Annotated in this window: 19 protein-coding genes and 3 pseudogenes; 5 read left to right on the forward strand and 17 right to left on the reverse strand. The window is 65.2% G+C overall.

Features of this window, described 5'->3' with window-relative positions:
• Positions 1-746: 746 nt before the first annotated feature.
• Positions 747-1,586 (reverse strand): LysR family transcriptional regulator, encoded by an 840-nt coding sequence (locus ACHQ4I_RS31000; protein ID WP_420775424.1) that lies wholly within the window; start codon positions 1,584-1,586, stop codon positions 747-749.
• A 105-nt stretch (positions 1,587-1,691) separates the two neighbouring features.
• Here ACHQ4I_RS31000 and ACHQ4I_RS31005 point away from each other — a divergent pair, with 105 nt between their 5' ends.
• Both ACHQ4I_RS31005 and ACHQ4I_RS31010 read left to right on the forward strand, forming a co-directional pair.
• A complete protein-coding gene (locus ACHQ4I_RS31005; RefSeq protein ID WP_420775425.1) occupies positions 1,692-2,429 on the forward strand; it encodes an SDR family NAD(P)-dependent oxidoreductase in 738 nt (245 codons plus the stop codon).
• Between the two features lie 73 nt (positions 2,430-2,502).
• Entirely contained in the window at positions 2,503-3,426 is a 924-nt protein-coding gene (locus tag ACHQ4I_RS31010) for an NADP-dependent oxidoreductase (RefSeq protein ID WP_420775426.1), read from the forward strand.
• A gap of 161 nt (positions 3,427-3,587) precedes the next feature.
• Here ACHQ4I_RS31010 and ACHQ4I_RS31015 read toward each other — a convergent pair whose 3' ends face one another.
• The 10 genes and pseudogenes from ACHQ4I_RS31015 to ACHQ4I_RS31060 form a co-directional block, all read right to left on the reverse strand.
• Positions 3,588-4,232, reverse strand: a complete 645-nt coding sequence (locus ACHQ4I_RS31015) for an SMI1/KNR4 family protein (protein ID WP_420775427.1) — start codon at positions 4,230-4,232, stop codon at positions 3,588-3,590.
• A gap of 333 nt (positions 4,233-4,565) precedes the next feature.
• On the reverse strand, positions 4,566-5,159 hold the full coding sequence (locus ACHQ4I_RS31020; RefSeq protein ID WP_420775428.1) for a GNAT family N-acetyltransferase: 594 nt from the start codon (positions 5,157-5,159) through the stop codon (positions 4,566-4,568).
• 193 nt (positions 5,160-5,352) lie between these two features.
• Positions 5,353-6,201, reverse strand: coding sequence for a hypothetical protein (locus ACHQ4I_RS31025; RefSeq protein WP_420775429.1), 849 nt, complete (start codon positions 6,199-6,201; stop codon positions 5,353-5,355).
• A gap of 156 nt (positions 6,202-6,357) precedes the next feature.
• The gene (locus ACHQ4I_RS31030; protein ID WP_420775430.1) at positions 6,358-7,941 is read right to left on the reverse strand and encodes an IPT/TIG domain-containing protein; all 1,584 of its coding nucleotides are present in this window, start codon (positions 7,939-7,941) and stop codon (positions 6,358-6,360) included.
• Positions 7,942-8,194: 253 nt separating this feature from the next.
• Positions 8,195-14,581 (reverse strand): IPT/TIG domain-containing protein, encoded by a 6,387-nt coding sequence (locus tag ACHQ4I_RS31035; RefSeq protein WP_420775431.1) that lies wholly within the window; start codon positions 14,579-14,581, stop codon positions 8,195-8,197.
• Positions 14,582-14,840: 259 nt separating this feature from the next.
• On the reverse strand, positions 14,841-15,809 hold the full coding sequence (locus tag ACHQ4I_RS31040) for a hypothetical protein (RefSeq protein ID WP_420775432.1): 969 nt from the start codon (positions 15,807-15,809) through the stop codon (positions 14,841-14,843).
• Positions 15,810-15,939: 130 nt separating this feature from the next.
• Positions 15,940-17,070: an IPT/TIG domain-containing protein gene (locus ACHQ4I_RS31045; RefSeq protein ID WP_420775433.1), complete on the reverse strand. Its 1,131-nt coding sequence runs from the start codon at positions 17,068-17,070 to the stop codon at positions 15,940-15,942.
• A gap of 162 nt (positions 17,071-17,232) precedes the next feature.
• Positions 17,233-17,376 (reverse strand): annotated as a pseudogene (locus ACHQ4I_RS31050) (nucleoside deaminase); the annotation flags it as partial.
• A gap of 45 nt (positions 17,377-17,421) precedes the next feature.
• Positions 17,422-17,892 (reverse strand): cyanase, encoded by a 471-nt coding sequence (cynS, locus tag ACHQ4I_RS31055; protein WP_420775434.1) that lies wholly within the window; start codon positions 17,890-17,892, stop codon positions 17,422-17,424.
• Between the two features lie 54 nt (positions 17,893-17,946).
• Positions 17,947-18,183, reverse strand: a complete 237-nt coding sequence (locus ACHQ4I_RS31060; RefSeq protein WP_420775435.1) for a carbonic anhydrase — start codon at positions 18,181-18,183, stop codon at positions 17,947-17,949.
• Between the two features lie 36 nt (positions 18,184-18,219).
• Between ACHQ4I_RS31060 and cynR the strand changes: the two genes are divergently transcribed.
• Positions 18,220-19,008, forward strand: a complete 789-nt coding sequence (gene cynR, locus ACHQ4I_RS31065) for a transcriptional regulator CynR (protein WP_420775436.1) — start codon at positions 18,220-18,222, stop codon at positions 19,006-19,008.
• Positions 19,009-19,040: 32 nt separating this feature from the next.
• On the opposite strand, the gene ACHQ4I_RS31070 is transcribed toward cynR, so the two are convergent.
• Positions 19,041-20,129, reverse strand: coding sequence for an RNA polymerase subunit sigma-70 (locus ACHQ4I_RS31070; protein WP_420775437.1), 1,089 nt, complete (start codon positions 20,127-20,129; stop codon positions 19,041-19,043).
• Positions 20,130-20,247: 118 nt separating this feature from the next.
• Here ACHQ4I_RS31070 and ACHQ4I_RS31075 point away from each other — a divergent pair, with 118 nt between their 5' ends.
• A complete protein-coding gene (locus ACHQ4I_RS31075; RefSeq protein WP_420775438.1) occupies positions 20,248-20,793 on the forward strand; it encodes a dihydrofolate reductase family protein in 546 nt (181 codons plus the stop codon).
• 144 nt (positions 20,794-20,937) lie between these two features.
• Here ACHQ4I_RS31075 and ACHQ4I_RS31080 read toward each other — a convergent pair whose 3' ends face one another.
• The 3 genes and pseudogenes from ACHQ4I_RS31080 to ACHQ4I_RS31090 all read right to left on the reverse strand — a co-directional run bounded on the left by ACHQ4I_RS31080 (position 20,938) and on the right by ACHQ4I_RS31090 (position 23,265).
• On the reverse strand, positions 20,938-21,621 hold the full coding sequence (locus tag ACHQ4I_RS31080) for an IPT/TIG domain-containing protein (RefSeq protein ID WP_420775544.1): 684 nt from the start codon (positions 21,619-21,621) through the stop codon (positions 20,938-20,940).
• Positions 21,622-21,750: 129 nt separating this feature from the next.
• Positions 21,751-22,182, reverse strand: a pseudogene (locus tag ACHQ4I_RS31085) (IPT/TIG domain-containing protein); the annotation flags it as partial.
• A 279-nt stretch (positions 22,183-22,461) separates the two neighbouring features.
• Positions 22,462-23,265 (reverse strand): LuxR C-terminal-related transcriptional regulator, encoded by an 804-nt coding sequence (locus ACHQ4I_RS31090; RefSeq protein WP_420775439.1) that lies wholly within the window; start codon positions 23,263-23,265, stop codon positions 22,462-22,464.
• 381 nt (positions 23,266-23,646) lie between these two features.
• Here ACHQ4I_RS31090 and ACHQ4I_RS31095 point away from each other — a divergent pair.
• Positions 23,647-23,896 (forward strand): annotated as a pseudogene (locus tag ACHQ4I_RS31095) (transposase); the annotation flags it as partial.
• Here the strand turns inward: ACHQ4I_RS31095 and ACHQ4I_RS31100 are convergent.
• Positions 23,871-24,494, reverse strand: coding sequence for a hypothetical protein (locus ACHQ4I_RS31100; protein ID WP_420775440.1), 624 nt, complete (start codon positions 24,492-24,494; stop codon positions 23,871-23,873). The pseudogene ACHQ4I_RS31095 and the gene ACHQ4I_RS31100 overlap by 26 nt on opposite strands.
• Complete coding sequence (locus ACHQ4I_RS31105) at positions 24,484-26,295, reverse strand: alpha/beta fold hydrolase (protein ID WP_420775441.1); 1,812 nt, start codon at positions 26,293-26,295, stop codon at positions 24,484-24,486. The genes ACHQ4I_RS31100 and ACHQ4I_RS31105 overlap by 11 nt, the downstream gene beginning before the upstream one ends.
• Positions 26,296-26,299 lie beyond the last annotated feature (4 nt).

The raw sequence follows: 26,299 nt of genomic DNA on the forward strand, positions 1-26,299 counted from the left end.
GATTCCGTGCTCCGTGTCCGGGGCGGACATACTCCTCACGCACTCGCCTGATCGGCGGCATCGAAAACGCCAGACTCGACCGACATCCCGGCCGTGACCAGCAGAAAACACTCGATATGCGGCAAGAGAGGGTGCTGCTAGCCGTGGCAACAGACCCGAACAAGCACTGTGTCGTCGGGCAGTGTCTCCAGGTAGTTTTCGATGCCACCCGGTGGTATCGGGCAGTCGGGTTGGTCCTCACGGGACGTGGTCTCGCCCCAATCCTTATGTCGACAAATGCCGCTCGACTCGACCCACCAACCGTCCGGGGTGAGTACATCGGGCTCTGACAGGTTGTGCACCGCGACGTTCAGCAAGGACTTCGGGCCGCCCGCGCACTCGCCTCGCTTGGGGAGCAGCACGATGCCGAATTGGTTGGGGCCGTCGTGAATCAGCCGAGGATCGTCCTCATGACCCGGTCGAACGTAGAACCCGGCTCCTCCCCCGCCACCCCGAATCTGCCACGTGTCCCACATATCTCGCTGCGGGAACCCTTGCCGCATCTCGAATGGAGCGAGAGCTCGCGTGATCGCGGCTTGCACATCATCGATCGCATCCGGCGGCAGACAGATCGTCACCCAGCGTTGCGCCAAACCACATCCCTCCCGCAGTACCGCGCGCCCCAGGCTACCTCTCGGAATCGACGAACGCAGATTCCTGACCGCTGTGACCAATCCGCCAGAACAGTGCCCTGTCATCGGTGTCGGTTAGAGGCGTGTCGCGGTGTGGACGAGGTCGGCAACGGCTTTGGATCTGCTGTGTGGTGGCCAGGCGATGACGGTCGTGACGGCCGGTGCGTCTGGCACGGGCACGACGGCATGATCGTCGCGTAGCTGGGTTCGCAGCGAGTCGGGCACGAGCGCGCAGGCCAGTCCGAGCGCGATCAGTTGGAATAGTTGGGTATGGTCGCGCACCTGCGGGCCGGGGCCGTCCGGATAGCTGCCATCCCGTCCAGGCCAGCGCGGCAGGGGCAGGTTCGTCAGGGTGTTGACCTCGGCCAACGACACATGCGCCCGGTTGGCGAGGGGATGCCCCGCGGGCAGGACCACGACCTGCGGTTCGGTGTGCAGATCCTCGGTGTCGAATCCGGCTGTCGTGTCGTAAGGCCGGTGGAGCAGAGCAACGTCGGCACGCCCGTTGCGCAGCAGACTTTCCGGCTGGCCTGGCCCGCACAGCATCACCTCGACTGCCACGGCGCCCGGTTCGGCGGCGTAGGCGTGCAGCAGCTTCGACAACAGTTCGCTGGATGCTCCGGCCTTGGTGGCCAGCACCACACCGGGCCGGTCGGCAGCGGCGCGACGGGTGCGGCGCTCGGCGGCTTCGACCGCTTCGAGAGCGAGTCGGGCCTCCCGCAGCAGCACCGCCCCAGCCTCGGTCAACGTGATCGCGCGTGAACCGCGGTGCAGCAGAACGACTCCGAGCCGCCGTTCGAGCTGCTGGATGGCTCGCGATAGTGGTGGTTGCGCGATCGCGAGCCGTTGCGCCGCCCGCCCGAAGTGCAACTCCTCGGCGACGGCAACGAAATACCGCATCTCCCGCGTCTCCACCAGGGCATGGTATCCGGCGATGACCACGACCAATACCCGTGCGGTATCGCCGCCCACCCGATCGGTCTTGGACGCTGCACCCGGAGCCGCAGCAGGATCAACGGCATGAGTGAACAGACGATCGCGCTGGTGACCGGCGCGAACAAGGGAATCGGATACGAGATCGCCGCTGGCCTGGGCGCGCTCGGCTGGCGAATCGGTGTGGGCGCGCGGGATCGGCAACGCCGCGACACCGCGGTGGAGAAGCTGCTCGCGGCCGGGACCGATGCGTTCGGTGTGCCGCTCGACGTGACCGACGACGCAAGCGTGGCCGCGGCGGCCGAATTGATCGCCGACCATGCCGGAGGGCTCGATGTTCTGGTCAACAACGCGGCGATCACCGGTGCCATGCCGCAGACACCGACCACGCTCGACCCCGCGACCGTGCGAACTGTCGTGGAAACCAACGTGATCGGGGTCATCCGTGTCACCAACGCGATGCTGCCGATGCTGCGCGCCTCGGCCTCACCGCGAATCGTCAACATGTCCAGCAGCGTCGGCTCGCTCACCCTGCAAACCACACCCGGTCTGCCCAGTACCGAGATCGGTTCTTTTGCCATCACCGCATACATGGCATCGAAGACGTTTCTCAACGCCGTCACGATCCAATACGTCAAAGAGCTGAGCGACACCGATATCTTGATCAACAGCGGTTGCCCGGGTTTCACCGCCACCGACCTCAACGGCTTCCGCGGTGTCCGCACCCCACAACAGGGCGCGGCGATCGCGATTCACCTCGCGACCCTGCCCGACGACGGACCGACCGGCGGATTCTTCGACGACGCCGGAACAGTGCCCTGGTGACAGCCACACCGGCGCGAACCATTCCCGTTCTCGAAGTCGGCCGCGCATCGCGCGCCGGAGGAGAAGCAAGACAATGACAAAGGCAGTCAGATACGACGAGTTCGGCGGAATCGAGGTCTTGCGGGTCGACGAGGTCGACCGCCCCGTGCCTGACGACGGGCAGGTCCTGGTTCGGGTAAAGGCGGCAGGCATCAACCCCGGTGAGGCGGGCATCCGAACCGGTGCGATGGCCGCCATCTTTCCCTCGACGTTTCCGTCCGGGCAAGGCAGCGATCTCGCCGGGGTTGTCGCCGAGGTCGGCGTCGGAGTCGACCGATTCTCGGTCGGCGACGAGGTGATCGGGTTCTCCGAGAAGCGGGCCGCCCAGGCCGAGTTGGTCCTGGTCGAAGTCGACAACCTCACACCCAAACCGAACGGCGTCCCTTGGGAGGTGGCCGGCGGCTTGTACGTCGCCGGGGTGACTGCCTGGGGGGCAGTACATTCCGTGCAACTCGACAAGGGGGAGACAGTTGTCGTCTCCGCAGCAGCCGGAGGAGTCGGCTCGCTCGCCGTTCAGCTCGCTCGCCGTGCCGGAGCCACGGTCATCGGCCTGGCGAGCCAGCACAACCACGAGTGGCTGCGAAGCCACGGCGTGATCCCGGTCGCATACGGTGACCGCGCCATCGAACGGATCGAGGCCGCCGCACCGGGCGGCATCGATGCCTTCATCGACACCCACGGCGGCGGGTACGTCGAACTGGCCCTTGCCCTCGGCGTCGCAGTCGAACGGATCGACACCATCGCCGATTTCGCAGCGGCCGCGAAGTACGGAGTCAAGACCGAACCCGGAACCAACGCCAGGCCTGGCGCCGAGGTACTCGCCGAATTGGCCGCCCTGATCGCCGAGGGACACCTCGAAGTCCCGATCGCGAACGTCTACCCGTTGACACAGGTCCGCCAGGCCTACACCGAACTCGAACGCCGACACACCCACGGCAAAATCGTGCTCGAGCCCTAACCTGTACAACACAATGCAGCCCGCTCCAAGAGGCAATGCTCAACCGGTCAGCGGTCCCACAGGAAAACCACCGGTCAGAACCGGTCCAATCCATCAGACCCCGCCGGGGGCACGAACCTGCGGCAACCGGACCAGAACCGTCACGCCACCGCTATTGCCGATCAGTTCCGGCTGCCGGCCTGGAAGATCCCGTCACGGGCGAGCCATACCAGGGCCGGGGTGCCCATCTCGTCGAGCCAGGCAGGGGGCTGCGCGGAGGCGAAGGCCGCAGCCATCGCCTCGAACCAGGCCGCGAAAGACGGGAAGTCGGGCACGGCGTCGGCCTGCTCTTCCCACGCACCGTCCGCGAGGTAGCGTGCCCGCGGCTCATCTTGATGGTGGTAGTAGACCGGGTACTCGCCGTCTCCGCCCGGCTGCGCGACATCGAAACACCACACCGCCTCGTAACCGGCTTCGGCGAACCCGACCAGGTGATTGGTCGACAGGTACCGTCCCGGCTCGCGACTGACCCCCGCGGGCATGTGCACCAGCTCGGCGTTCAACCCGACGAACTCCCCCTCGTCCACGAGAACGAACTCGCGCTCGCGATCATCCTCCTCCCGATGGCAGCGCAGCCGATTGTGCTCCGCCAGCAGCGCCCGGTAGCTCGGCGGAACCGACCAGGCGACGGCACCGAAGTGCGGCGCCAGGAGGGTTTCTCGCACCCGCACCGCCTCGCGCGAGGCGGGACCGGACCCGTCGAGATCCAGCAGTCCCGCAGAGGCGGCCCGGCGCAGGTCCAGGAGGGCGTCGCGAGGTGTAGCCATTGTCTGACTCCTGATGTCCATGGATGCTCTTGGCCGGCAGAGAAGCATTCGAGCGTCGGCTCGGCCGCAGGTACTACGCGGACGGCGCAGTCTCGACTGCCCGTCATGGTGCGGAAGTGGCTGATTTTGCCTCGCCCACAACATATTTCAGGCTATACCACGCCGACATAGAACCAACTCGAGATGCGTGGTTGCGCGGTTGTCATCCGATTGCGGTCGCCAATGTTCCACGTGGTCCCGCGTGAGCTATTCCCCGACTCGGTACTGAAAGGCTGTGCGGAACCGGACTGAAGATCAGCGGATACCCGTAGTGCTGCTACTCGACAAACGTTGTCAGATGCCGTTTTCGGGCCGTGCTCCGTTGCCGGTCAGATCCTGGCTCATGAAGATCGCGATCTCGCCCTCGCTGGGTGTCCCACGATACAGCGATGTATCGAGCCCACAGAAGATGAATCCCATTCGGAGATAGGCGTTAACCGCGGGCGCATTGACGTTGGTGACCTCCAGCCACAACGTGTGGGCACCCAGTTCACGCCCATGCTCGATGGCGAGGCCGACCAACTTCCGGCCGAGACCCTCGCCACGACGATTCGGGGCGACTTTGATATCGGCAATGGTCAAGCGCCGGTTCCATTCCTCGTACACGACATCGATGGACCCGCAGATGTCGCCGTGCGGGTCGACGGCAACGAACCGAACCGGCTCATCCTGGTCGTCGTCGGTGTCGTCCGGAAAATACTTGACGATCGGCGGGGACACCGCGACCTCGCATAGCGCGAACCCATCGCCGGTGTCGCGAACATCGAAAATGGTGTCGGTGGTGAACGATTCATCGATCCCGTCCACCGCGCCGTCGTCGTGCTGGTCACCTCGACGGAAGGACACTGCCGTCGCGTGCGGCGCAAGGCTTTTCCGATGTTCGATCATCCTGACGATGCTCACACAAGACCTTCGTGTGCGCCAACGCGTCGTTGTGCGATCGGCGGCATCGAGGACGGCCGTGTTCTTGCCGGTCATCAGGCCGACCGCGCTCGGCGGCGCTCTCGATGGGTGCCACCGTGGCAGGTGACATCCGAGACATGACTTGCGGGTTCGGTGGATCGTTGATGATCGATGTTCGTCACCCGCCGACCGGTCCGTCGGCGGATGCCATTTGGACGACGATCCCACCGAAGCGCGCCTCCTGCATGGTCGCTCGGTGTGCGTCGATAAAACACACACCGGTTCGGGTGACCTCGACGCATTCCTCATATTGGGAGCCGGAGCTGTCCGAGCGCTCGAGCGTGTCGGTGTAGTAGGCGATCATTCCGCCACTCAAATCGGTGTTGAAACCGGTGACCCGGCGCCCGGCGCGGTCGGTAGTGCGGTGCCGGCAGTGATCGCAGACCGCGCGGGGGTAGCGTTCCTGATAGATCGCCGGCCGCTCGCAGTGCGGGCAGGGCTGGGTGTATCGGCGCCCAGGGGTCGGACTTTGCAACAGGAAATCGTTGCGGGCGAGGATTTTACGACCGGAGTCCGCCTGGTTGCGGTTGCGCCGCAAGATGAGCAGAACGAACTCGGCGTAGTCGGCTGTCTCGGCGTCGAGCGCTGCGCGCCCGGGTATCTCGTCGATGCGTGTGAGGCCGGCATCGTAGGCGTCGAGCGCGACTCGGTGCGCCACCGAGAGTTCGCTGTCGGGGATTTGTCTGTTGGCGTGTTCGGCTCGAGCCAGGTGTTCGGCGATCACCGTGTCGATGGTGCTTGCGTCCACCGACAATACCCCGCTGCCGTAACCAGTCGTGGTCACCAGGACATAGCCGTCCGTGCCGCCGCGTAGCGTCTGTAAGAAGGCGAAACCTCGCCCGTAGCGGGCATTCTCGAGCCCGTGGTGGTGGTAGGGGATCAGAGTGCCAGGATCCTGTGCCACATCGCGCGCGATTCGCAGCGCTTCGTCGTAGGTCGGCGGAGAGTTCGGGTCTGGACTTTCCATGGCCGAAAGCCTATCGAGCCGGATATTTCGGGGCTGAATCGAAATTCGGCAGTTCGGGATGTCCTGACCTGCAGGGCATCTCGGTGCTGTGCTGGTCGTGTGGCAGGAGAACTGGGCCGCCGGCGATAATCGCCGGCGGCCCAGTGGCATCGGCCGTCAGACGAAGGTGTAGCCGACGCCGTTACTGGTCCCACCTCCTGTGGTGGCGGTGATTTGAACGGTGCCCGTTCCGGCGGGAGAGACTGCCGTGATCTGTGTCGCGGAGTCGACCGTGAACGAAGCCGCCGGTGTCGCATCGAAATCGACTGCGGTAGCGCCGGTCAGATTTGTTCCGGTGAGAACAACCGTGGTCCCACCTGCGGTGGATCCCGAATTGGGGGAAACGGTGGTCAGGGTGGGAGCCGGAACATAGGTGTAGGTGACACCGTTGCTGGTGCCGCCCGGGGTGATGACGGTGACCTGCACGGTACCGGCCTGTGCGGGGGCGATGACCGTGATCTGTGTGTCGGAATCCACGGTCCAATCACCCACGACGCTACCGAATATGACCGACTGGGTGGTGGTCAGATTCGACCCGGTGACGATGACCGTGTTTCCGCCCGCCTCGGGCCCTTGGTTGGGGTTGACCGAGGTCAGGACGGGAACCGGGATGTAGTTGTACGGGTAACCGTTACTGGTGCCGTTCGGGCCGGTGACGGTGACCTGTACCGTGCCCGTCCCCGCCGGGACAGTGACGCTGATCTGCGTATCGGAGTCGACCGAGAACGTAGTCGCCGGCGTGCTACCGAACGTGACCGCGGTGACTCCGGTGAAACCGTTCCCGTTGACATAGACCAAGTTCCCGCCTGCCTCGGGCCCTTGGTTTTGGAAGACCACGGCTACGGCCGGGACGTAGGCGTAGGCGACACCGTTGCTGGTACCAGCCCCGGTGGTGACGGTGACCTGCACGGTCCCCGTCCCGTCGGGGGCGACGGCGGTGATCTGCGTGTCCGAGTCCACGGTGAACGAGAACGCCGCCGTGCTACCGAAGGTAACCGCGGTAGCTCCGGTCAAGTTCGTCCCGGTGAGAGTCACCGTGGTCCCACCTGCGGCGGATCCCGAACTCGGGGACACCGAAGTCAGCGTGGGAGGCGGAGCCGAAACATAGGTGTAGGCCACACCGTTGCTGGTTCCACCCGCGGTGGTGACGGTGACCTGCACGGTCCCCGTCCCCGCGGGGGCGACGGCCGTGATCTGGGTAGCGGAGTCGACCGAGAACGAAATCGCCGGTGTCGCACCGAAACTGACCGCAGTAGCTCCGGTCAGGTTGGTTCCGGTCAAAGTGACGGTCGTCCCGCCGGCCTCCGGCCCCGCACTCGGACTGATCGCGGTCAGCGTGGGAGCCGCGACACAGGTGCAGGGGACACAGTGACAGCCCGCCGGGCTGATGGTGAACTGCACCGTCCCGGACATAGTGATGGTTGTCCCGCAGGGCGCGGGCCCGGGACATGGAACCAGCAAATAGGTGTAGGAGACACCGTTACTGGTTCCCCCCGGGCCGGTGACGGTCACCTGCACCGGACCGGCCGAACCGGCGGGAGCGATGGCAGTGATCTGCGTGGGGGAATCGATGACGAACGCGGTTGCGGTGGTACCGAAACTCACGGTTGTGGCATCAGCGAACCCGGTACCGGTGATCGTGACGCTGGTACCCCCCGTCGTCGGGCCTGACGTTGGGGAGAGGGAGGTGATGGTAGGCATGGCGCCGCCCCTTATTCCTGGATGTTGCTCTGCACCGTGTGGTGCCAGAATCTATTGGCGGCCGCCGTTTCCATTAACGCCCTTGGACCAGTTGCCGGGCAATGCATTTCCAATCCGCTTTGGTCCGTTTCGAACTTCGACGGCGAAGCGGCGGCAACGATACCGAGATGGCAACTCCTGCAACCCGATACCGTGCCCTGATACGAGACCGGGCCGCCGGCACAATGTGCCGACGGCCCAGCCGAATCACCTGTCAGACGAAGGTGTAAGCGACGCCGTTACTGGTCCCACCTCCTGTAGTGGCGGTGATCTGAACGGTGCCCGTTCCGGCGGGAGAGACTGCCGTGATCTGTGTCGCGGAGTCGACCGTGAACGAAGCCGCCGGTGTCGCACCGAAATCGACTGCGGTAGCGCCGGTCAGATCTGTTCCGGTGAGAACAACCGTCGTACCGCCGGCTGCCGCCCCCGAATTCGGGGTCGCCGTGCTCAGGGTGGGAGCCGGGATATAGGTGTAGGTGACACCGTTGCTGGTACCGCCCGGGGTGATGACGGTGACCTGCACCGAGCCCGTCTGCGCGGGAACTACGGCGGTGATCTGCGTGTCGGAGTCCACGGTCCAACTACCCACGGTGCTACCGAATATGACCGACGAGGTGGTGGTCAGGCCAGTCCCGGTAATGATGACCGTATTTCCGCCTGCCTCGGGCCCTTGGTTGGGGTTGACCGAGGTCAGAGTGGGAACCGGGATGTAGGTGTACGGGGAGCCGTTACTGGTGCCGTTCGGGCCAGTGACGGTGACCTGTACCGTGCCCGTCCCCGCCGGGACAGTGACCGTGATCTGCGTATCGGAGTCGACCGAGAACGTAGTCGCCGGCGTACTACCGAACGTCACCGCGGTGACTCCGGTGAAACCGTTTCCGACGACGAAGGTTGTGTTCCCTCCTGCCTCCGGCCCTTGGCTCGGGAAGACCACGGACACGGCCGGGACGTACGCGTAGGAGGCACCGTTGCTGGTCCCACCCGCCGTGGTGACGGTGACCTGCACGGTTCCCGTCCCGTTGGCGGATGAAGCGGTGATCTGCGTATCGGAGTCCACGGTGAACGAGAACGCCGGTGTACCACCGAAACTGACGTCAGTCGCTCCCGTCAGACCCGTTCCGGTGAGAACGACCGTGGTCCCGCCTGCGGCGGATCCCGAACTCGGCACCACCGTGGTCAGCGTGGGAACCGGAACATAGGTGTAGGAAACACCATTGCTGGTTCCACCCGCGGTGGTGGCGGTCACCTGCACCGTCCCCGTTCCGGCGGGTGCGACTGCCGTGATCTGCGTCGCGGAGTCGACCGTGAACGAAGTCGCCGGTGTCGCACCGAAACTGACCGCCGTAGCTCCGGTCAGATCCGTTCCGGTGATGACGACCGTCGTCCCGCCTGCCACCGGTCCCGAGTTGGGAACCACGCTGCTGATAGCGGGAACCGGGATGTAGGTGTAGGCCACACCGTTGCTGGTCCCGCCCGCGGTGGTGGCGGTCACCTGCACGGTGCCCGTTCCCGCAGGAGAGACTGCCGTGATCTGGGTCGCGGAGTCGACGGTGAACGAAGTCGCCGGTGTCGCACCGAAACTGACCGCAGTAGCTCCGGTCAGATCCGTTCCGGTCAAGACGACCGTCGTCCCACCCGCTGCGGTCCCCGAAGTCGGGACCACCGTGATCAGACTGGGAAGCGGAACATAGGTATAGGCGACACCATTGCTGGTCCCGCCCACCGTAGTGGCGGTCACCTGTACCGTCCCCGTTCCCGCAGGAGAGACTGCCGTGATCTGCGTCGCGGAATCGACCGTGAACGAAGTCGCCGGTGTCGCACCGAAACTGACCGCCGTAGCTCCGGTCAGATCCGTTCCGGTGAGAACGACCGTCGTCCCACCGGCCACGGGTCCCACATTGGGCACCGCGATAGTCAGGGTGGGAACCGGAACGTAGGTGTAAGTGACGCCGTTACTGGTACCGCCTGCGGTGGTGGCGGTAACCTGCACGGTTCCTGTGCCGGCGGGTGCGACTGCCGTGATCTGCGTCGCGGAATCGACCGTGAACGAAGCCGCCGGTGTCACACCGAAACTGACCGCGGTAGCTCCGGTCAGGTTGGTCCCGGTCAGAACGACCGTTGTCCCACCACCCACAGGACCCGAACTCGGCACCACCAAGGTCAGGGTAGGCGCCGGAACATAGGTGTAGGCAACACCGTTGCTGGTTCCACCCACGGTGGTGGCAGTGACCTGCACTGTCCCCGTCCCGGCGGGGACGAGGGCGGTGATCTGGGTCGCGGAGTCGACCGTGAACGAAGTCGCCGGAGTCACACCGAAACTGACCGCCGTCGCTCCCGTCAGATCCGTTCCGGTCAGGACTACCGTCGTCCCACCGGTGACCGGCCCTGCGCTCGGCACCACCGAGACCAGAGTGGGAACCGGAACATAGGTGTAGGAAACACCATTGCTCGTTCCACCCGCAGTGGTCGCGGTGACCTGCACGGTCCCCGTTCCAGCGGGAGCGACCGCCGTGATCTGCGTCGCGGAATCGACGGTGAACGAAGCCGCCGGTGTCACACCGAAACTGACCGCCGTAGCTCCGGTCAGGTTGGTCCCGGTCAGAACGACCGTTGTCCCACCACCCACAGGACCCGAACTCGGCACCACGGTAGTCAGGGTGGGAAGCGCAACATAGGTGTAGGAAACACCATTGCTCGTTCCACCCGCAGTGGTGGCGGTGACCTGCACGGTCCCCGTTCCAGCGGGAGCGACGGCGGTGATCTGGGTCGCGGAGTCGACGGTGAACGAAGTCGCCGGTGTCGCACCGAAAGTCACTGCCGTAGCGCCTGTCAATCCCGTCCCGGTCAGGACGACCGTTGTACCACCGGTGACCGGACCCGCATTGGGCACCACGGTAGTCAGGGTGGGAACTGCGACATAGGTGTAAGCGACGCCGTTACTGGTACCGCCGACGGTCGTGACGGTGACCGCTACGGTCCCCGTCCCTGCCGGGGTGACCGCGGTGATCTGGGTCGCCGAGTCGACAGTGAACGAGGCTGCCGGTGTCGCACCGAAAGTGACAGCTGTGGCCCCTGTCAGATTCGTCCCGGTCAGGACGACCGTTGTCCCACCGGTGACCGGTCCCGCATTGGGCACCACCGACACCAGGGTGGGAACCGCGACATAGGTGTAGGAAACACCATTACTCGTTCCACCCGCAGTGGTCACAGTAACCTGCACCGTTCCTGTGCCGGCGGGTGCAACTGCCGTGATCTGGGTCGCGGAGTCGACGGTGAACGAAGTCGCCGGTGTCGCACCGAAACTGACCGCAGTAGCACCGGTCAATCCCGTCCCGGTGAGAACGACCGTCGTCCCACCAGCCACCGGCCCCGCACTCGGCACCACCGACACCAGAGTGGGCACCGCGACATAGGTGTAGGTGATCCCATTACTGGTTCCGCCTGCAGTGGTGGCAGTAACCTGCACGGTTCCCGTACCGGCGGGTGCGACGGCGGTAATCTGCGTCGCCGAGTCGACCGTAAACGAAGTCGCCGGTGTCGCACCGAAACTGACCGCAGTAGCACCGGTCAGATTCGTCCCGGTGAGAACGACCGTCGTCCCACCGGTCACCGGACCCACATTGGGCACCACGGTAGTCAGGGTCGGAACCGCAACATAGGTGTAGGAAACACCATTACTCGTTCCACCCGCAGTGGTCACAGTAACCTGCACGGTTCCCGTACCGGCGGGTGCGACGGCGGTAATCTGCGTCGCCGAATCGACCGTAAACGAAGTCGCCGGTGTCGCACCGAAACTGACCGCAGTAGCTCCAGTCAGATTCGTCCCGGTGAGAACGACCGTCGTCCCACCTGTCACCGGACCCACATTGGGCACCACGGTAGTCAGGGTCGGAACCGCAACATAGGTGTAGGAAACACCATTACTCGTTCCACCCGCAGTAGTCACAGTGACCTGCACAGTTCCTGTGCCGGCCGGGGCGACTGCCGTGATCTGCGTCGCGGAGTCGACAGTGAACGAAGTCGCCGGTGTCGCACCGAAACTGACGGCTGTGGCCCCGGACAGATTCGTCCCGGTGAGGACGACCGTTGTCCCACCGGTGACCGGTCCCGCACTGGGCACCACCGAGACCAGAGTGGGCACCGCGACATAGGTGTAGGAAACACCGTTACTCGTTCCACCCGCAGTAGTCACAGTGACCTGCACAGTTCCTGTGCCGGCCGGGGCGACAGCGGTAATCTGAGTCGCCGAGTCGACCGTAAACGAAGTCGCCGGTGTCGCACCGAAACTGACCGCGGTGGCTCCCGTGAACCCGGTCCCGGTGAGGACGACCGTTGTCCCACCGGCCACCGGTCCCGCACTCGGCACCACCGACACCAGAGTGGGCACCGCGACATAGGTGTAGGTGACCCCATTACTGGTTCCACCCACGGTGGTAACGGTGACCGCAACAGACCCAGTCCCCGCCGGGGTCACCGCGGTGATCTGCGTAGCCGAGTCGACCGTGAACGAAGTCGCCGGTGTCGCACCGAAACTGACGGCTGTGGCCCCGGACAGATTCGTCCCGGTGAGAACGACCGTCGTCCCACCGGTGACCGGTCCCGCACTGGGCACCACCGAGACCAGAGTGGGCACCGCGACATAGGTGTAGGAAACACCATTGCTCGTTCCACCCGCAGTAGTCACAGTAACCTGCACCGTTCCTGTGCCGGCGGGTGCAACTGCCGTGATCTGGGTCGCGGAGTTGACCGTGAACGAAGTCGCCGGTGTCGCACCGAAACTGACCGCGGTAGCACCGGTCAATCCCGTCCCGGTGAGAACGACGGTCGTCCCACCGGCCACCGGCCCCGCACTCGGCACCACCGACACCAGAGTGGGCACGGCGACATAGGTGTAGGTGACCCCGTTACTGGTTCCACCCGCGGTGGTGACCGTGACCTGCACGGACCCCGTACCCGCTGGGGTTACCGCGGTGATCTGCGTCGCGGAGTCGACAGTGAACGAAGCCGCCGGTGTCGCACCGAAACTGACCGCGGTAGCTCCGGTCAGATTCGTCCCGGTGAGAACGACCGTCGTCCCACCGGTCACCGGACCCGCGTTCGGCACCACCGAGACCAGAGTGGGCACCGCGACATAGGTGTAAGCGACGCCGTTACTGGTGCCGCCCGCAGTGGTAACGGTGACCAGGACCGTTCCGGTACCAGCGGGTGCGACGGCGGTGATCTGTGTCGCGGAGTTGACGGTGAACGAAGCCGCCGGTGTGCCGCCGAAACTGACCGCGGTGGCTCCCGTGAACCCGGTCCCGGTGAGAACGACCGTCGTCCCACCGGCCACCGGTCCCGAACTCGGCACCACCGAGGTCAGGGTGGGAACCGGAATATAGGTGTAGGAAACACCATTGCTCGTTCCGCCCGCAGTGGTGGCGGTGACCTGTACCGTTCCCGTCCCCGCGGGTGCGACTGCGGTGATCTGCGTCGCGGAGTTGACGGTGAACGAAGCCGCCGGTGTCGCACCGAAACTGACCGCGGTAGCTCCCGTCAGATTCGTCCCGGTGAGGACAACCGTCGTCCCACCGCCCGCCGGCCCCGAACTCGGCACCACCGAGGTCAGCGTGGGAACCGCAACATAGGTATACGCGAGGCCGTTGCTCGTGCCGCCCGCGGTGGTGACCTTGACCTGCACGGTCCCCGTCCCGGCGGGAGCGACCGCCGTGATCTGCGTATTGGAGTTGACGGTGAACGAAGTCGCGGGTGTCGCACCGAATTTCACCGCGGTGGCGGTGGACAGTCCCGTCCCCGTCAAGACAACCGTTGTGCCACCGGTAACCGGCCCCGAACTCGGAGTAAGCGCGGTCAGGGTGGGCGTTCCGACGTAGGTGTAGGAGACGCCGTTACTGGTGCCACCATTGCCGGTGACAGTGACCTGCACCGTACCGGCCGACCCGGCAGGGGCGGTGGCCGTGATCTGAGTAGACGAGTTGACGGTGAAAAAGGTTGCGGTGCTGCCGAAGCGTACGGTCAACGGACCGGTGAAGTTGGTGCCGGTGATCGTGACGCTGTTGCCCCCCGAAGTCGGCCCGGCCGTTGGGGAGATGGATGTGATGGTCGGGACCACGACATAGACGTAGGTAACCGGGTTGCTGGTGCCACCCGGTCCGGTAACCGTGACCGACACGATTCCCGTCCCGGCCGGGGCGACGGCCGTGATCTGCGTGTTGGAGTTGACCGTGAACGAGGTTGCCGGTGTGCTGCCGAAATTGACCGCGGTAACTCCGGTCAGGCCCGACCCGGTGAGAGTGACGGTCGTTCCGCCCGAGGTGGATCCTTGGCTGGGGCTGATGCTGCTCAACGACGGAACCGCGAGATAGGTGTAGGTGACACCATTGCTGGTTCCCGCCGGGGAGGTGACGGTGACCTGCACCGGACCGACCGAGCCCGCAGGGGCGATGGCGGTGAGCTGGGTTGAGGAGTTGATGGTGAAAGTGGTTGCGGTAGTGCCGAACCGCACGGTCAGCGGACCGGAAAATCCGGTGCCGGTGATCGTGACGCTGGTACCGCCCGTCGTGGGGCCAGACGTTGGAGAGAGGGAAGTGATGGTAGGCATGGCGCTGCCTCCTCGTTTGCTGTGTGGTTCCTCTGTACCGGATGGTGCTCGACTCTCTTGGCGGTCCGCTCTTTCCATTAACGCCCTTGGACCAGTTGCTGGGCTATGTCTCGCCGATCCGTTTTAGTCCGCTTTGGAATGGCGACGGGAGCGGCGACAACAGCCTGTCGGGTGTTGCGGCAGTGGCGTTTTCGGCGGCGCTACAACCGCTTTCCCACGCGCAGAACCGATTACGGCACTACGGAATACACGGGCCGTGTCAGCGATGCGATTCGATCAGCAGATGCTCCAAGCTGGCGGTGTCGTCGGAGTCCTTACCGACATCGACCACCGCGACGAATTCGCGGTGCCCGGCACGCTGCTGTAGGAGGCTCCAGCAGTTGGCGAGATACCAGCTTGCCCCGGTGGTCCCGCGTGGGCCCAAGCCCGCACAGAATATCCAGTACCGGTGGGGGTGCTGATCTGGGCTCGGTCGCACCCGCGCGATGACGCCGATGTTGTGGTCCTCGCTCGAGTCATACCGGCTACCGTCCCTCAGCTCCAACTGCTCCAGGCGGGAGCCGCCTTCAGCACCACGGTCGTTGAGGGTGAACAGCGGACGCTCGACACTTTCGAGGTACATACGTGTGCAGTCGTTGCTGGTCAGTCCGAAACTGATATAGGGGCGGTCGCTGTGCGCGACGACGTCGCGGTCGCTGCGAACGTCGGTCGGGATACAAGTGTGGCGCTGGAGGAACGAGAACACGTACAGCAGTCCGCGAACTTCGTTCTCCGGCAATGTGATCAGCACATCGGGATCGGCCGCAAAGGTGCGGGCCGTCCTCTCGAATGCGCGCCGATGCGAAGCCTCGGTCGCCCCGGGTACTTGCGCTGACCCCCCTGGTAGCTCGAAGGTCGGGTACACGAGAGTAATTCCGCTGGTGATCATCTCAGCCCCGAGAAACGCCTCGAGCTCCACGTCCGTTTCCGGAAGAGCGAACTGGTGCGCTGGCGCGGCATCGGCCATCTGAAACAATTTCTCGACCGTCCAGCCGGAGAACAGCTTCACCAGCACCCGGCAATGGTAGTCGCGGGGAAACCCGACCATCCCGCCCGACAGCCACTGATAGAACTGTGTCTTCGAGGGCCCATAACCCGGAGGGATAGGAGGATCGAGTTGTGCGGCGCACCTGTCGTACGCGGCCAGAAAATCCGAATGGTTTTTGAGATGCCGCTCCGCCAGCAGCATCTTCAGAACGGTAGCCAACGAACACCCCCTTACCCCTGCAACCGCCGTCTTGGTGGCGGCGACTGGACCTAAAACCGCAGCCCGAGTGGGCCATCAACGCTGTCCGCTGACGGCCCGGACGCAGTAACGCTCAGATATAGGTGTAGGAAACTCCGTTAGTGATCCCACCCACCGTGGCGACGGTGACCTGCACAGTCCCCGCCCCGGCCGGGGCGACCGCGGTAACCTGCGTGTCGAGGTCGACGGTGAACGATGTCGCCGCTGTGTTGCCGAAAGCAACCGCAGTGGCAGTGGACAGGCCAGTCCCGGCGATGGTGACAGTGGTACCGCCCGCGGCGGGCCCTTGGTTGGGACTGACCGAAATCAGTGTAGGAACCGGGACATAAGTGTAAACGACGCCGTTGCTGGTTCCGCCCGAGCCGGTGACGGTGACCTGCACCGCACCGGCCGAGTCCGCGGGGGCGACGGCCGTGATCTGGGTAGCAGAGTCGATGGTGAAGGTAGTCGAAGTGGCGCCGAACCGCACGGTCAACGGACCGGTGAACCCGGTGCCGGTCACCACGACACTAGTTCCGCCCGACGTCGGCCCCGAGGCCGGCGAGATCGATGTGATGGTAGGAACCACGACATAGACATAGGGGACCGCGTTGCTGGTGCCGCTCGGGCCGGTGACGTTAACCGAAACGATCCCCGTCCCCGCCGGTGCGACGGCAGTGATCTGCGCATCGGAGTCGACGGTGAACGAAGTTGCCGCCGCGCCACCGAAAGTGACCGCAGTGGCTCCCGTAAAGCCCGAGCCGGCCAGGACGACCGACGTTCCACCCGAGGTGGCCCCTTGGCTGGGACTGATGCTGCTCAACGACGGAACCGCGAGATAGGTGTAGGCGACCCCGTTGCTGGTTCCCTCCGAGGAGGTGACCGTCACCTGCACCGTACCGGCTGACCCCACAGGCGTGATTGCCGTGATCTGTGTATCGGAGTCGATGGTGAAGGTGGTTGCTGTAGTGCCGAACTGCACGGTCAATGGACCGGTGAAGCCGGTGCCCGTCACGATGACGCTCATGCCGCCCGAAGTGGGCCCCGATGTCGGAGAGAGGGAGCTGATGGTAGCCATAGCGCTGCCTCCTTTTGCTGGGATGGCGATTCCTCTTTTGCACTGGGTGGTTGCCCGGCTCGATTGGCGGCCCGCTGTTTCCATTAACGCCCCTGGACCGGTTGCCGGGCAACGCGTCTCGCGATCCGTTTTCGTCCGTTTTCGCATTGTGAGCTCGTGGCGAAGACCGGAGATCCCAGACGCTGCCCCTAATTTCATATGGCCGTGCGCCTTCCGGTCGGCTCGGCCGCTGAAGTCCATCCGAGGTCGGCGTCGCGACGGGTTGCGTCCGGCAGGATGGTGTGCCAGCTCGTAGCTCGGCAGTTGCGACTACCGGGCGGAGGCGTCGGTTTGCCGCCAGTAGCGGTAGACGTCGATGGCATCCTCGCGCGTGTCGTGGCGCATGCGCAGGCGGCGCTGCTGCCAGGGTTTGGCGAATTCGTCGTAGAAGGTGGCCAGTTCGAAGTACTTCCGTGACGAATTACCGGGAAGGCGGCGCTGGTCCCCGTCGGGCGCAGGTCAGAAAGGCTTGGTGGGCAGGTACTTTCCGTCGAGGGTGATGACGGCGCGTTCGCCGCCTTCGGGGTCTGCGACCCTCTTGACGTCGAGCTCGAAGTTGATCGCGGAGATGATGCCGTCACCGAACTGCTCGTGCACCAGGGCCTCGAGCGTGGTGCCGTAGACCTGGAGCATCTCGTAGAAGCGGTAGATGGTCGGGTCGGTGGGGATCCCGCCGGGGATCGAACCGCGGGTCGGTATGGTCTGCAACAGCAGGGCGGCGTCTTCGTCCAAGCCCAGCAGCTCGGCCACGGCCTGCGCGGACGCGGCGGGGAGGGGGTGCTGGCCGAGCACGGCGGCGGTGGCGAAGGCCACCGACAAGCCTGCGGCGTCGGCGATCTGCTGCCAGGAGATACCCTTGCGGGTCTTGGCGTCCACCGCGGCGGCGGCGAGGGTCTGGCGGGCGGTGGGATCGAACTGGGCGTGAATCATCGTGGTGATTTCCTTTCCTGGATAACGGGCTTCAGTGGGAGTGGGATCGGTCGATCAGCCTGCGAGTGCGGCGGCGTGGCCGAGGGCGCGGAGTTCTTCGACGGTGCCGGTGGGAATGTCGAACACCCAGCCGTGCAGGGTCAGGCTGTGCTCGGCGATGCGGCGCGCCACCGACGGGTGGGTGGCCAGGTTCGTCAGCTGGGCCAGCACATTCTGGCGAACCAGCTGCGCCACTTCGGAGTTCACAACCTCGCGCTGGAACTGCGCGACGCCCTCGCCCAAATCATGCATGGTCGTCTTTCTTCCCTTCGGGCTCCCCCGTTTGGCTTGACAAATTCACCATGCATCACCAGCAGCTATAGCGTCCAAGACGCCCGCACCGTGCGCCTCACCGACGCCGGACACGCCTACCTCGACTACGCCAACCGTGCCCTGCGCGAACTGGCCGCAGGCGAACGCGCCGTCCACGACGTCACCGACCTGTCCCGCGGGCACCTGCGCTTGGCCGTCACCCCCACCTTCACTGCCTATCTTGTCGGCCCGCTCACCGCCGAACTGCACCGCCGCCACCCCGGCATCACCCTGACCGTGCGCGAAGCCAGCCAGGAACGCATCGAGTCCGAACTCGCGAGCGACACAGTGGTTCTCGGCATCGCCTTCGACGCCCCGAGCCAACCCGGGATCGCGGCGAGCACGCTGTTCACCGAAACCCTGCGCGTCGTCACCAACAGCGCCGCACCTTTGGCTACCGAAGCAGCTCAAACGATTTCGGCCCACGCCCTGGAAAACCACCCACTGGCGCTGCTGACTCGCGACTTCGCCACCCGCCGCCACATCGACAACTACTGCTCCGCCCACCACATCAGTCCGCGGATCGCTGTGGAAGCCAACTCGGTTCAGGCGCTCACCGAAATCGTCCGGCAGGCTCCCATGGCCACCGTGCTACCCGATGCGATCACTCACGACCACCCCGAGCTGATCCCGATCGACCTCGACCCGCCGATACCCACTCGCACTGCCGTGCTGCTCACCCGCGAAGGTGGCTATCGCAGCGCCGCCTGTCGCGCCTTCATCCCTCTCGCCCACGACCTAACCCACGCTCTCCCGGCTCTATAGCAGCGGTCGTCGCAATCCTCGGCTGCGGTTTGCTACTCGTCCGGAAGCGAGCGTGGCAGCCCGAACCACGCAAGCACGCTGTTTTCGAAGCGTGTCATGGCGCAGATGCGATCTTCGCTGAGCGTGAGGACGATGAGACCGGTGCCGTGCCGGATGCCGTTCGGCGCATGCAGATACGTGCCGAACGCGGGCTGCCCGTTGGCGCGTGTGGCGATGAGGTCCACCCGACGACCCACGTCGAAGAGCGCGGACCAGAAACCGGCCACCGCTTCGCGACCCTCGTACTCGAGCGGCAATGGCGGCATCGAAATGAAGACGTCATCGGTGAGCAGGGCCACCAGCGCGTCGATGTTATTGGACTCGAACGCCCGGACGAAGCGGGCCGTGATCGAGTCCTCGGAAGCTGAGCCGGCGGGCGGCGCAGGCTCCCGATTCCCCACGATGCTGCGGTAGCGCTGCAAACCAACGCGCGCCCGCTTTAGTGCGCCGTTGACGGTATCAACAGTCGTATCGAGCATCTCGGCGACTTCTCTGGCGTGGAATCCGAGAACATCACGCAAGATGAGCACGGCGACTTGGCGCGGTGGCAGGGCCTGGAGCGCCGTCACGAACGCCAAGGAGATCGATTCGGTCTTCTCGTAGCGAGCCTCCGGTCCGAGCGGCAGGTCGGGAATACCAGGGAGCACGGCGTCGGGAAGGGGTTGCAGCCAGACGACTTCGCCGAGGCGGGTCGGCTCCGGTGGGGCAACGTCGGGCACATCCCACTCCTTGACCGGGCGTCGGCTCGCTGCGCGCCGCGCATTGAGGCATCGTCTGGTTGCGATCCGGTAGAGCCACGTACGAATCGAGGCACGCTCGCCGTACCCCGCGAGGCCCTGCCAGGCAGCCAGCAGCGTGTCCTGCAATGCGTCCTCGGCGTCCTGGAACGATCCGAGCATGCGATAGCAGTGCACCTGCAACTCCCACCGATATGGCTCGGTCAGCTCTCGGAACGCGTCGCTGTCGCCGGCACGCGCCCGGGCCGTCAAATCGCCATTCGCCACTACGCCTCCTAGACCTCGAGCACCTGCCTTGTGTATAGACACCGGCCGTGCCGGAAACTGGTCGACCGCGACGGCCATTTTCCTTCGATCTCGGTGTCTATACACCCGCCGCCGATTGGCGAGCAGTCAGAGCCGGGCACCGAGCGCGACAACATCGCTTCGGGTACCGGCACATTCGACGAGAAGGAGCGACGTCATGCGGAAGGTAATCGAGTACGTTCTGGCCTCGGCGGATGGCGTAACCGAAGACCCCGTTGCCATGGGAGTCGGCAATTATCAGGATGCGGCCTACCTGCGCGACGGCCTCGGCTTACTCGAGGCGTGCGACGCACTGCTGTTCGGCCGCCGTACCTATGAAGACTTCGCCAATCTGTATGGCGGCGGTACTCACAAGCCGATGTGGGCCGATCGGCTCAACGAAATCCCGAAGTACGTATTCAGCTCCACGCTGGAGAAGGCCGACTGGGGCGACCCGACCATCATCCGAGGCGACGTCGCCGCCGAAGTGGCACGGCTCAAGCAGCAGGATGGGAGAAACCTGCTCATTCTTGGGCACAGCCTGCTCGGGGAGACACTGCTCCGCGAGCAGCTCATCGATGTGATCGACCTCGCTATCTATCCATTTCTCATGGGCAAGGGGCGGCAGTTCTACTTCCGTGCCGGTCAGCACGCCACATTGAGACTCGCTGCCGTCAAGGCCTTCTCCAAGGTCGTAAAGCTGACCTACGAGGTGGAGAGATAGCCCGCTGAACTCGCAGACACTCTGATCCGGGCCGGACGCGACTGAGAGACATTTCCACCGAAGGGACCGGCCCGTGCATCCGGGTCGGTCCCATTGGTGATCGCATATGTCCTAGCCCGGGCTGAGGCCCGTGCGGGGGTGCGGTCAGATGTAGGTGTAGGAAACGCTGTTACTCGTTCCGGCCGCAGTGGTGACTGTGACCGGCACAGTACCGGTCCCCGCAGGTGTCACCGCAATAATCAGCGAATCCGAGAACACGAAATAGAATGTCGCCGGAGTAGCGCCGAAACTCACCGCAGTAGCACCCGTGAACCCGGTGCCGGTCAAGATCACCAAAGTTCCCCCGACCACCGGCCCCGAAATCGGCGTGATCGAAGCCAGAATGGGAAGCGCGGGCACGGACAGGTAGGTGAACGCCAGCCCGTTACTCGAACCGACCGCAGTGGTGACCGTCACCTGCACCGTACCGACCCCAGCAGGAGCAACCGCCGTAATCAGCGTGTCCGACACGACCGTGAACGAAGTCGCTGGCGTAGCACCAAAACTCACGCCCGTGGCACCGGTCAGACCCACACCGGTCAGAGCGACCGTTGTTCCCCCAGCGGCCGGCCCCGAAATCGGAGTCAACGAAATCAGGATCGGAAGCGGCACATAGGTGTAGAAGACCCCGTTACTCGTACCGCCAGCCGTGGTGACCGTGACCGGCACCGTGCCGAGGCCTACCGGACTGACCGCGGTGATCTGCGTATCCGAATTCACCGTGAACGAAATCGCCGGAAGAATACCGAAACTCACCGCAGTAGCACCCGTGAACCCGGTGCCGGTCAAAGTGACCGTAGTCCCGCCGGTCACCGGCCCCGAATTCGGACTGATCGAAGTCAGCGTGGGAACCGGCACATACGTGAACGGAATCCCGGCGCTCGTACCAGCCGCAGTGGTGACCGTGACCGACACCGTACCCGTCCCGGCAGGAGACAACGCAACAAGCAGGTTGTCCGACAACACGAAAAAGGACGTTGCGGGAGTAGCGCCGAAACTGACCGCAGTAGCACCCGTGAACCCGAAGCCGATCAAGGTGACCAAAGTTCCGCCGGTCACCGGGCCCGCAATCGGAGTGAGCGAAATCAGCGTGGGAACAATGGGAACCGATACGTAGGTGTACGAAACGCCGTTACTCGTACCGTCCGTAGTGGTAACAGTGACCGGCACCGTACCCGTTCCCGGCGGAGCGATCGCGGTGATCTGCGTACTGGAATCTAGGGTGTAAGTGGTCGCGGTCGTACCGAACCGCACCGTCGGCAGGCCGGTGAAGCCGGTGCCGGTGATGACCACACCGTTGAACCCCGAAGCGGGCCCCGATGTCGGCGAGAGCGAAGTGATAGTAGGCATGGCGCTGCCTCCTTGTTGATGTGGTGAAGAGGGGTGGGGTGAATAGGGCTCCGTCTGCACCGGGGTGCCGACTCCTGTGGTGGCCGGGCTCTATCCAGTAACGCCCCGGCACCGGCACTCGGACAATGAGTCCTTGGATCCGTTTTCGAGTGAACCCGGATCCGGACCGATGTTCGCGCTGGTCGGGACGTACTCCAGCAGAACGAAGTCCGGCCGCGGCCACGCCGGCCGGGCGCAGGAGAGGCAGCCGGGTCGGCTACCCGGATCCGGATAGGTCGGTCACTCGGACGGAAGGCAGTTGTCCGGGCGGGATCGGATTCTGTGCCCGAGATGTTCTGCCACGTCCGCGCGTTGAGTCACGCCGAGCTTCTCCAGGATGTTGTGCACATGATTCTTGACGGTGCAAACCTCGATCCCCAAGCAAGCGGCGATCGCACGGTTGCTCAGGCCGAGCGCGATGTGATCGGCGACCTCCGACTCGCGGGCGGTCAGCAGTGGGCGTGAGCGGCGCAGACGATTCTCGTTGGCAAGCGCGGCGACTCGGCGCATCAGCCCGGCCGCGATCTGCGGTGAGCAGAGCGTTTTCCCTTGTGCCGCATGCCGTATCGCCGCCATGAGATCGTCGATAGATCCTTCGCGCGGGACGTATCCGACCACGCCTGCTTCAGCACAGTCGACGACATGCTGCTCGGTTTCCGGAAGCGCGAGAGCCACGATCTTGGTCTCCGGGAACTCTCTGGCGTACAGACGTGCGCTTGCCGAACTGTTCACCGCGGACATGTCCAGCAGGAGGATGTGCGGGACGACCTGACGGGCCAGGTCGAGTCCTTCGACGGGATGCTCGCACGTGGCGATCTCACCGATGCCGCCGAGCGCGGACAGTACCGACGCCAGCCCTTCGCGGTACAGCCGGATCGGCGAGACGATGACTATCCGCAAAGCGGATTCTTCACTTCGGCGAACTGCATTGGCCCCCTCGAACATCCCCCTCAGCACCCCTTCGTGAAGTCCGGCATCAGCAGAGCAACAAGGGTCTTCGCGGTCTCCAGGTCGGTAGCCGAACGGATTCAGTGACGCCATCATTCCTCCTCGACCGCGGCTAGGATTGCGTCCACCTTCACCCCGATCGCCCCCAGTGGCGATATCTCCTTGTTGCTGGTCCTCGGTACCTGGGGGTCCCCGACCTAGAGGTGCCCGGCTCTATACCATTAAGGCCCCTGGACTCGTACCCGGGCAATCTTTTTCAGATTGCTGGTCGAGCACTGAGGAAGTGGCCCTTGGTCTTATGCCGGGCCGAGCCCGCCGTCGGGCCGCGCGCCATCCCGAACGACTCGCGCAATGGTGCGGTCGCGACACGCCGCCGCGCGCCTGAGCCAGCGCCGAGGACCCCGACCAGGGAGCCCTCGACACCGGCCAGGCCGGACACCTGCCGCGCCCACACACCCCAATAACCCGCTATCCCCCGGAGTGTCCACCCGCCGCATGCCGAAAACTGGCCGAAAACCTCGGCATCACAACACTTTCCAAGTCCCAGGTGTCGAGAATGGCCCGCGATCTGGATGCCCGGGTCGAAGCCCGCACCCCCGCTCGCCCCAGGCCCTACACGTTCGTCGCCGCCGACGCCCTCATGTCGAAGGTTCGCGAGAACGGGCACGTGGTCAACGTCCGCTGTCTCGTCGCGACCGGCGTCAACGCCCGCGGCTACCGCGAAATCCGCTCGTGGTGCGCCGTTTATCGCGAGTCGCACACTCAGCGGTTCGACTTTCCGGTGCCCACGGGATGTATTCGGATATGAGTAGGCAGTCGGGTTCGTGGCCGGTGTCGTGACCAGTGTCGGTTGCGATGAGGAATTGGAAACCGCATGGTGGTCCGTCGGGGTGGTCGGTGGTAATGACGCGGCGGACATGTTCGCGGAGCAGGGTGTAGGCGGAGGTCCGGGTGGCGACGGCCGGATGGTTGGCGACGGTGTCGAGTATGTCGGCACAGATGTCGAACAGCGCCTTGTCGTGGCGGCGGCGCGGGAACCACACGGTTTCACGCCAGATTCGTGGAGCGACAGCGGGGATGTCGGTCCATGGGGTCGTGGAGCCGGTGGTGTCGAGCAGTCGGTAGAGCACGTGAAAGTCGGAACGGGCCGGCTCGGGTGCGAAGAAGCGCCAGTTCGGGATGAGTAGCGCGGTGGGGTCGGCTTGCCGCAGGCGCTGGAACATGGGATGGGGGTGCTGGCTCAGTGCGGTGGCCACGAACCAGGCCGCCAGTCCCGCGGCGACGGCGCGTCCGGCGATCCGCGCGTCGGTTCGTTCACCGGCCATGTCCGCCCGGCCTTTCGCTGATGCGCACTGTGCGGGCCGCATCGACGAACAGTGTCAGGCGCTGGGCCACCTCGGATGCGATCGACTCATCGATGAGCAGGCGCAGGTGGTCGGCGCCGCCGATGACCGCCCGCTGCGAGCCGGTCCGGGAGGTGGCCAGCTCGTCACACAGCCTGCCGTAGGCCGGATCGGCACTCTCGGAGTACTCGGCGGTCAGGACCAGCAGAGGTGATCCGAGTACGGGTGTCGCCGTTTCTGCTCGCGCGTCGGCCACGGCCGCGCGGTACTCACGCAGTGCCGCCGACCACGTCCCGGGGTGCCGGTGATGGGCCGCGGCGAGCCGGCGCGACCGCGGCGGCAGGACGTCGATCCAGGGTGGGCGTTGCGCGAGCAGCCCGAGGCCGAGCCGGGTGGACGCGGCGATGAGCCGCAGACCGGCCTCGGCGTCGAGGGCATGCACGGCGCTCCCCGTGGCGGTGCGTAGTTGAGCCGGGTGGCTCGCGTCCAGCAGGACTGCGCCGGCGATCGAGGGATCCTTGGCCGCCGCGCGCAGCGCGAGGTATCCGCCGAGGGAGTGCCCCACGAGGGTCACGGGGCTGTGCCCGCGGACGTGCTGGCCGAGTTCGATCAGATCCGTGATGGCCGAGTCGATGCCGCCGTCACGTCCGGACCATTCGCTGGGGCCGTATCCGGCGCGCTGATAGGTCACGACGCGGAACCGATCGCCGAGGATCCGGACGATTGGATCCCAGGTCTCGGCTGCCATGCCGAGACCGTGGACGAAGACCAGCGTGTGCGCGGGTCGGGCCGGTCCGAATTGCCGGTACGCCAACCGATTTCCCGCCGACGTGGTCAACCACTGCTCGTCGCCGTGTCCGGCGGCCGCGATCCGCCGCGAGAAGCGGGACGCCACGGCGTGGGTGACGAGGGCCGCTATCGTCGCGGTTGCGGTGGCGGGCACGAACGAGTCGTCACGGTCGCGGTGGCGGGGGTCTGTCACGTAGAGCACGGCCGGATACATGGCGGTGAACGCCCACAGGAACCGGCCGAGTCCCATGATGCGTGTGTTGGCGACGTGGAAGCCGCCCATCGCTGCCAGCAGCGGCGGGGCGAGCCTGCCCTGCAATGCGAACACTGCCGGGAATCCGCATTCCAGCGCCACGACACCGTGTGTGGCCAGCCGGGCCAGATGCGGGTGATCGCGAAAGAAGCGCCACACCGCGGCGTCGCCGAAGGTGAGGGTTCGGGTGACACCGGTCAGCGCCTCGGCCTGGCGCCAGGTCGGGCTGATCGCCTTTGCCCAGCCGGCCGCGGTGTAGGACAGCACCGACTGGGCCGCGATGAACCACAGGCAGGCATCGGTGACCTGCGGGCGCGTCCCCGCGGCGCGGGCGACCGTAGCTGACGCCTGCACCACGAACGAGGCGTGGTCGGCACCGTCACTGCCGCGGGCGTAGCGAGTGTGCAGCAGCGGCGCCGTCACCGTCAGAGCGGCGTTCGCAGCCAGGCGCACCCGCCACGGCGTCGGTGCCAGTAGTGCGCCCGCCGCTGCGACGCGGGTGACATGCACGGCCTCGGTGATACCCGGCCGCGCGACCACATCGACAAGCCGTGCCAGCCACGGGGCCCGGGCACGCACCGCCGGCCTGATCAGTGTCCAGTCCTGCAGTCCGCCCTGATATTGCTCGGATCTAGAGGCCAGGTACTCGAGGCTCGCGATCAGCTGACAAACTGCGCTGAGCCGTTCGGCCGCCGACAAGGTGGCCTCACGCGATATCGCGGGAGGGCGCGGTATGGCCATTCCG

This window comes from Nocardia nepalensis (assembly GCF_048910785.1).
In the GTDB taxonomy this organism is placed as follows: Bacteria; Actinomycetota; Actinomycetes; order Mycobacteriales; family Mycobacteriaceae; genus Nocardia; species Nocardia nepalensis.

What these genes read in the sequence shown, in the direction of transcription:
- ACHQ4I_RS31005 (WP_420775425.1), top strand. Translation starts at nt 1,692, where the DNA reads ATGAGTGAACAGACGATCGCGCTGGTGACCGGCGCGAACAAGGGAATC.
- ACHQ4I_RS31010 (WP_420775426.1), top strand. Translation starts at nt 2,503, where the DNA reads ATGACAAAGGCAGTCAGATACGACGAGTTCGGCGGAATCGAGGTCTTG.
- ACHQ4I_RS31015 (WP_420775427.1), bottom strand. Translation starts at nt 4,232, where the DNA reads ATGGCTACACCTCGCGACGCCCTCCTGGACCTGCGCCGGGCCGCCTCT.
- ACHQ4I_RS31020 (WP_420775428.1), bottom strand. Translation starts at nt 5,159, where the DNA reads ATGATCGAACATCGGAAAAGCCTTGCGCCGCACGCGACGGCAGTGTCC.
- ACHQ4I_RS31025 (WP_420775429.1), bottom strand. Translation starts at nt 6,201, where the DNA reads ATGGAAAGTCCAGACCCGAACTCTCCGCCGACCTACGACGAAGCGCTG.
- ACHQ4I_RS31030 (WP_420775430.1), bottom strand. Translation starts at nt 7,941, where the DNA reads ATGCCTACCATCACCTCCCTCTCCCCAACGTCAGGCCCGACGACGGGG.
- ACHQ4I_RS31035 (WP_420775431.1), bottom strand. Translation starts at nt 14,581, where the DNA reads ATGCCTACCATCACTTCCCTCTCTCCAACGTCTGGCCCCACGACGGGC.
- ACHQ4I_RS31040 (WP_420775432.1), bottom strand. Translation starts at nt 15,809, where the DNA reads ATGCTGCTGGCGGAGCGGCATCTCAAAAACCATTCGGATTTTCTGGCC.
- ACHQ4I_RS31045 (WP_420775433.1), bottom strand. Translation starts at nt 17,070, where the DNA reads ATGCGAAAACGGACGAAAACGGATCGCGAGACGCGTTGCCCGGCAACC.
- cynS (WP_420775434.1), bottom strand. Translation starts at nt 17,892, where the DNA reads ATGATTCACGCCCAGTTCGATCCCACCGCCCGCCAGACCCTCGCCGCC.
- ACHQ4I_RS31060 (WP_420775435.1), bottom strand. Translation starts at nt 18,183, where the DNA reads ATGCATGATTTGGGCGAGGGCGTCGCGCAGTTCCAGCGCGAGGTTGTG.
- ACHQ4I_RS31070 (WP_420775437.1), bottom strand. Translation starts at nt 20,129, where the DNA reads ATGGCCGTCGCGGTCGACCAGTTTCCGGCACGGCCGGTGTCTATACAC.
- ACHQ4I_RS31075 (WP_420775438.1), top strand. Translation starts at nt 20,248, where the DNA reads ATGCGGAAGGTAATCGAGTACGTTCTGGCCTCGGCGGATGGCGTAACC.
- ACHQ4I_RS31090 (WP_420775439.1), bottom strand. Translation starts at nt 23,265, where the DNA reads ATGATGGCGTCACTGAATCCGTTCGGCTACCGACCTGGAGACCGCGAA.
- ACHQ4I_RS31100 (WP_420775440.1), bottom strand. Translation starts at nt 24,494, where the DNA reads ATGGCCGGTGAACGAACCGACGCGCGGATCGCCGGACGCGCCGTCGCC.
- ACHQ4I_RS31105 (WP_420775441.1), bottom strand. Translation starts at nt 26,295, where the DNA reads ATGGCCATACCGCGCCCTCCCGCGATATCGCGTGAGGCCACCTTGTCG.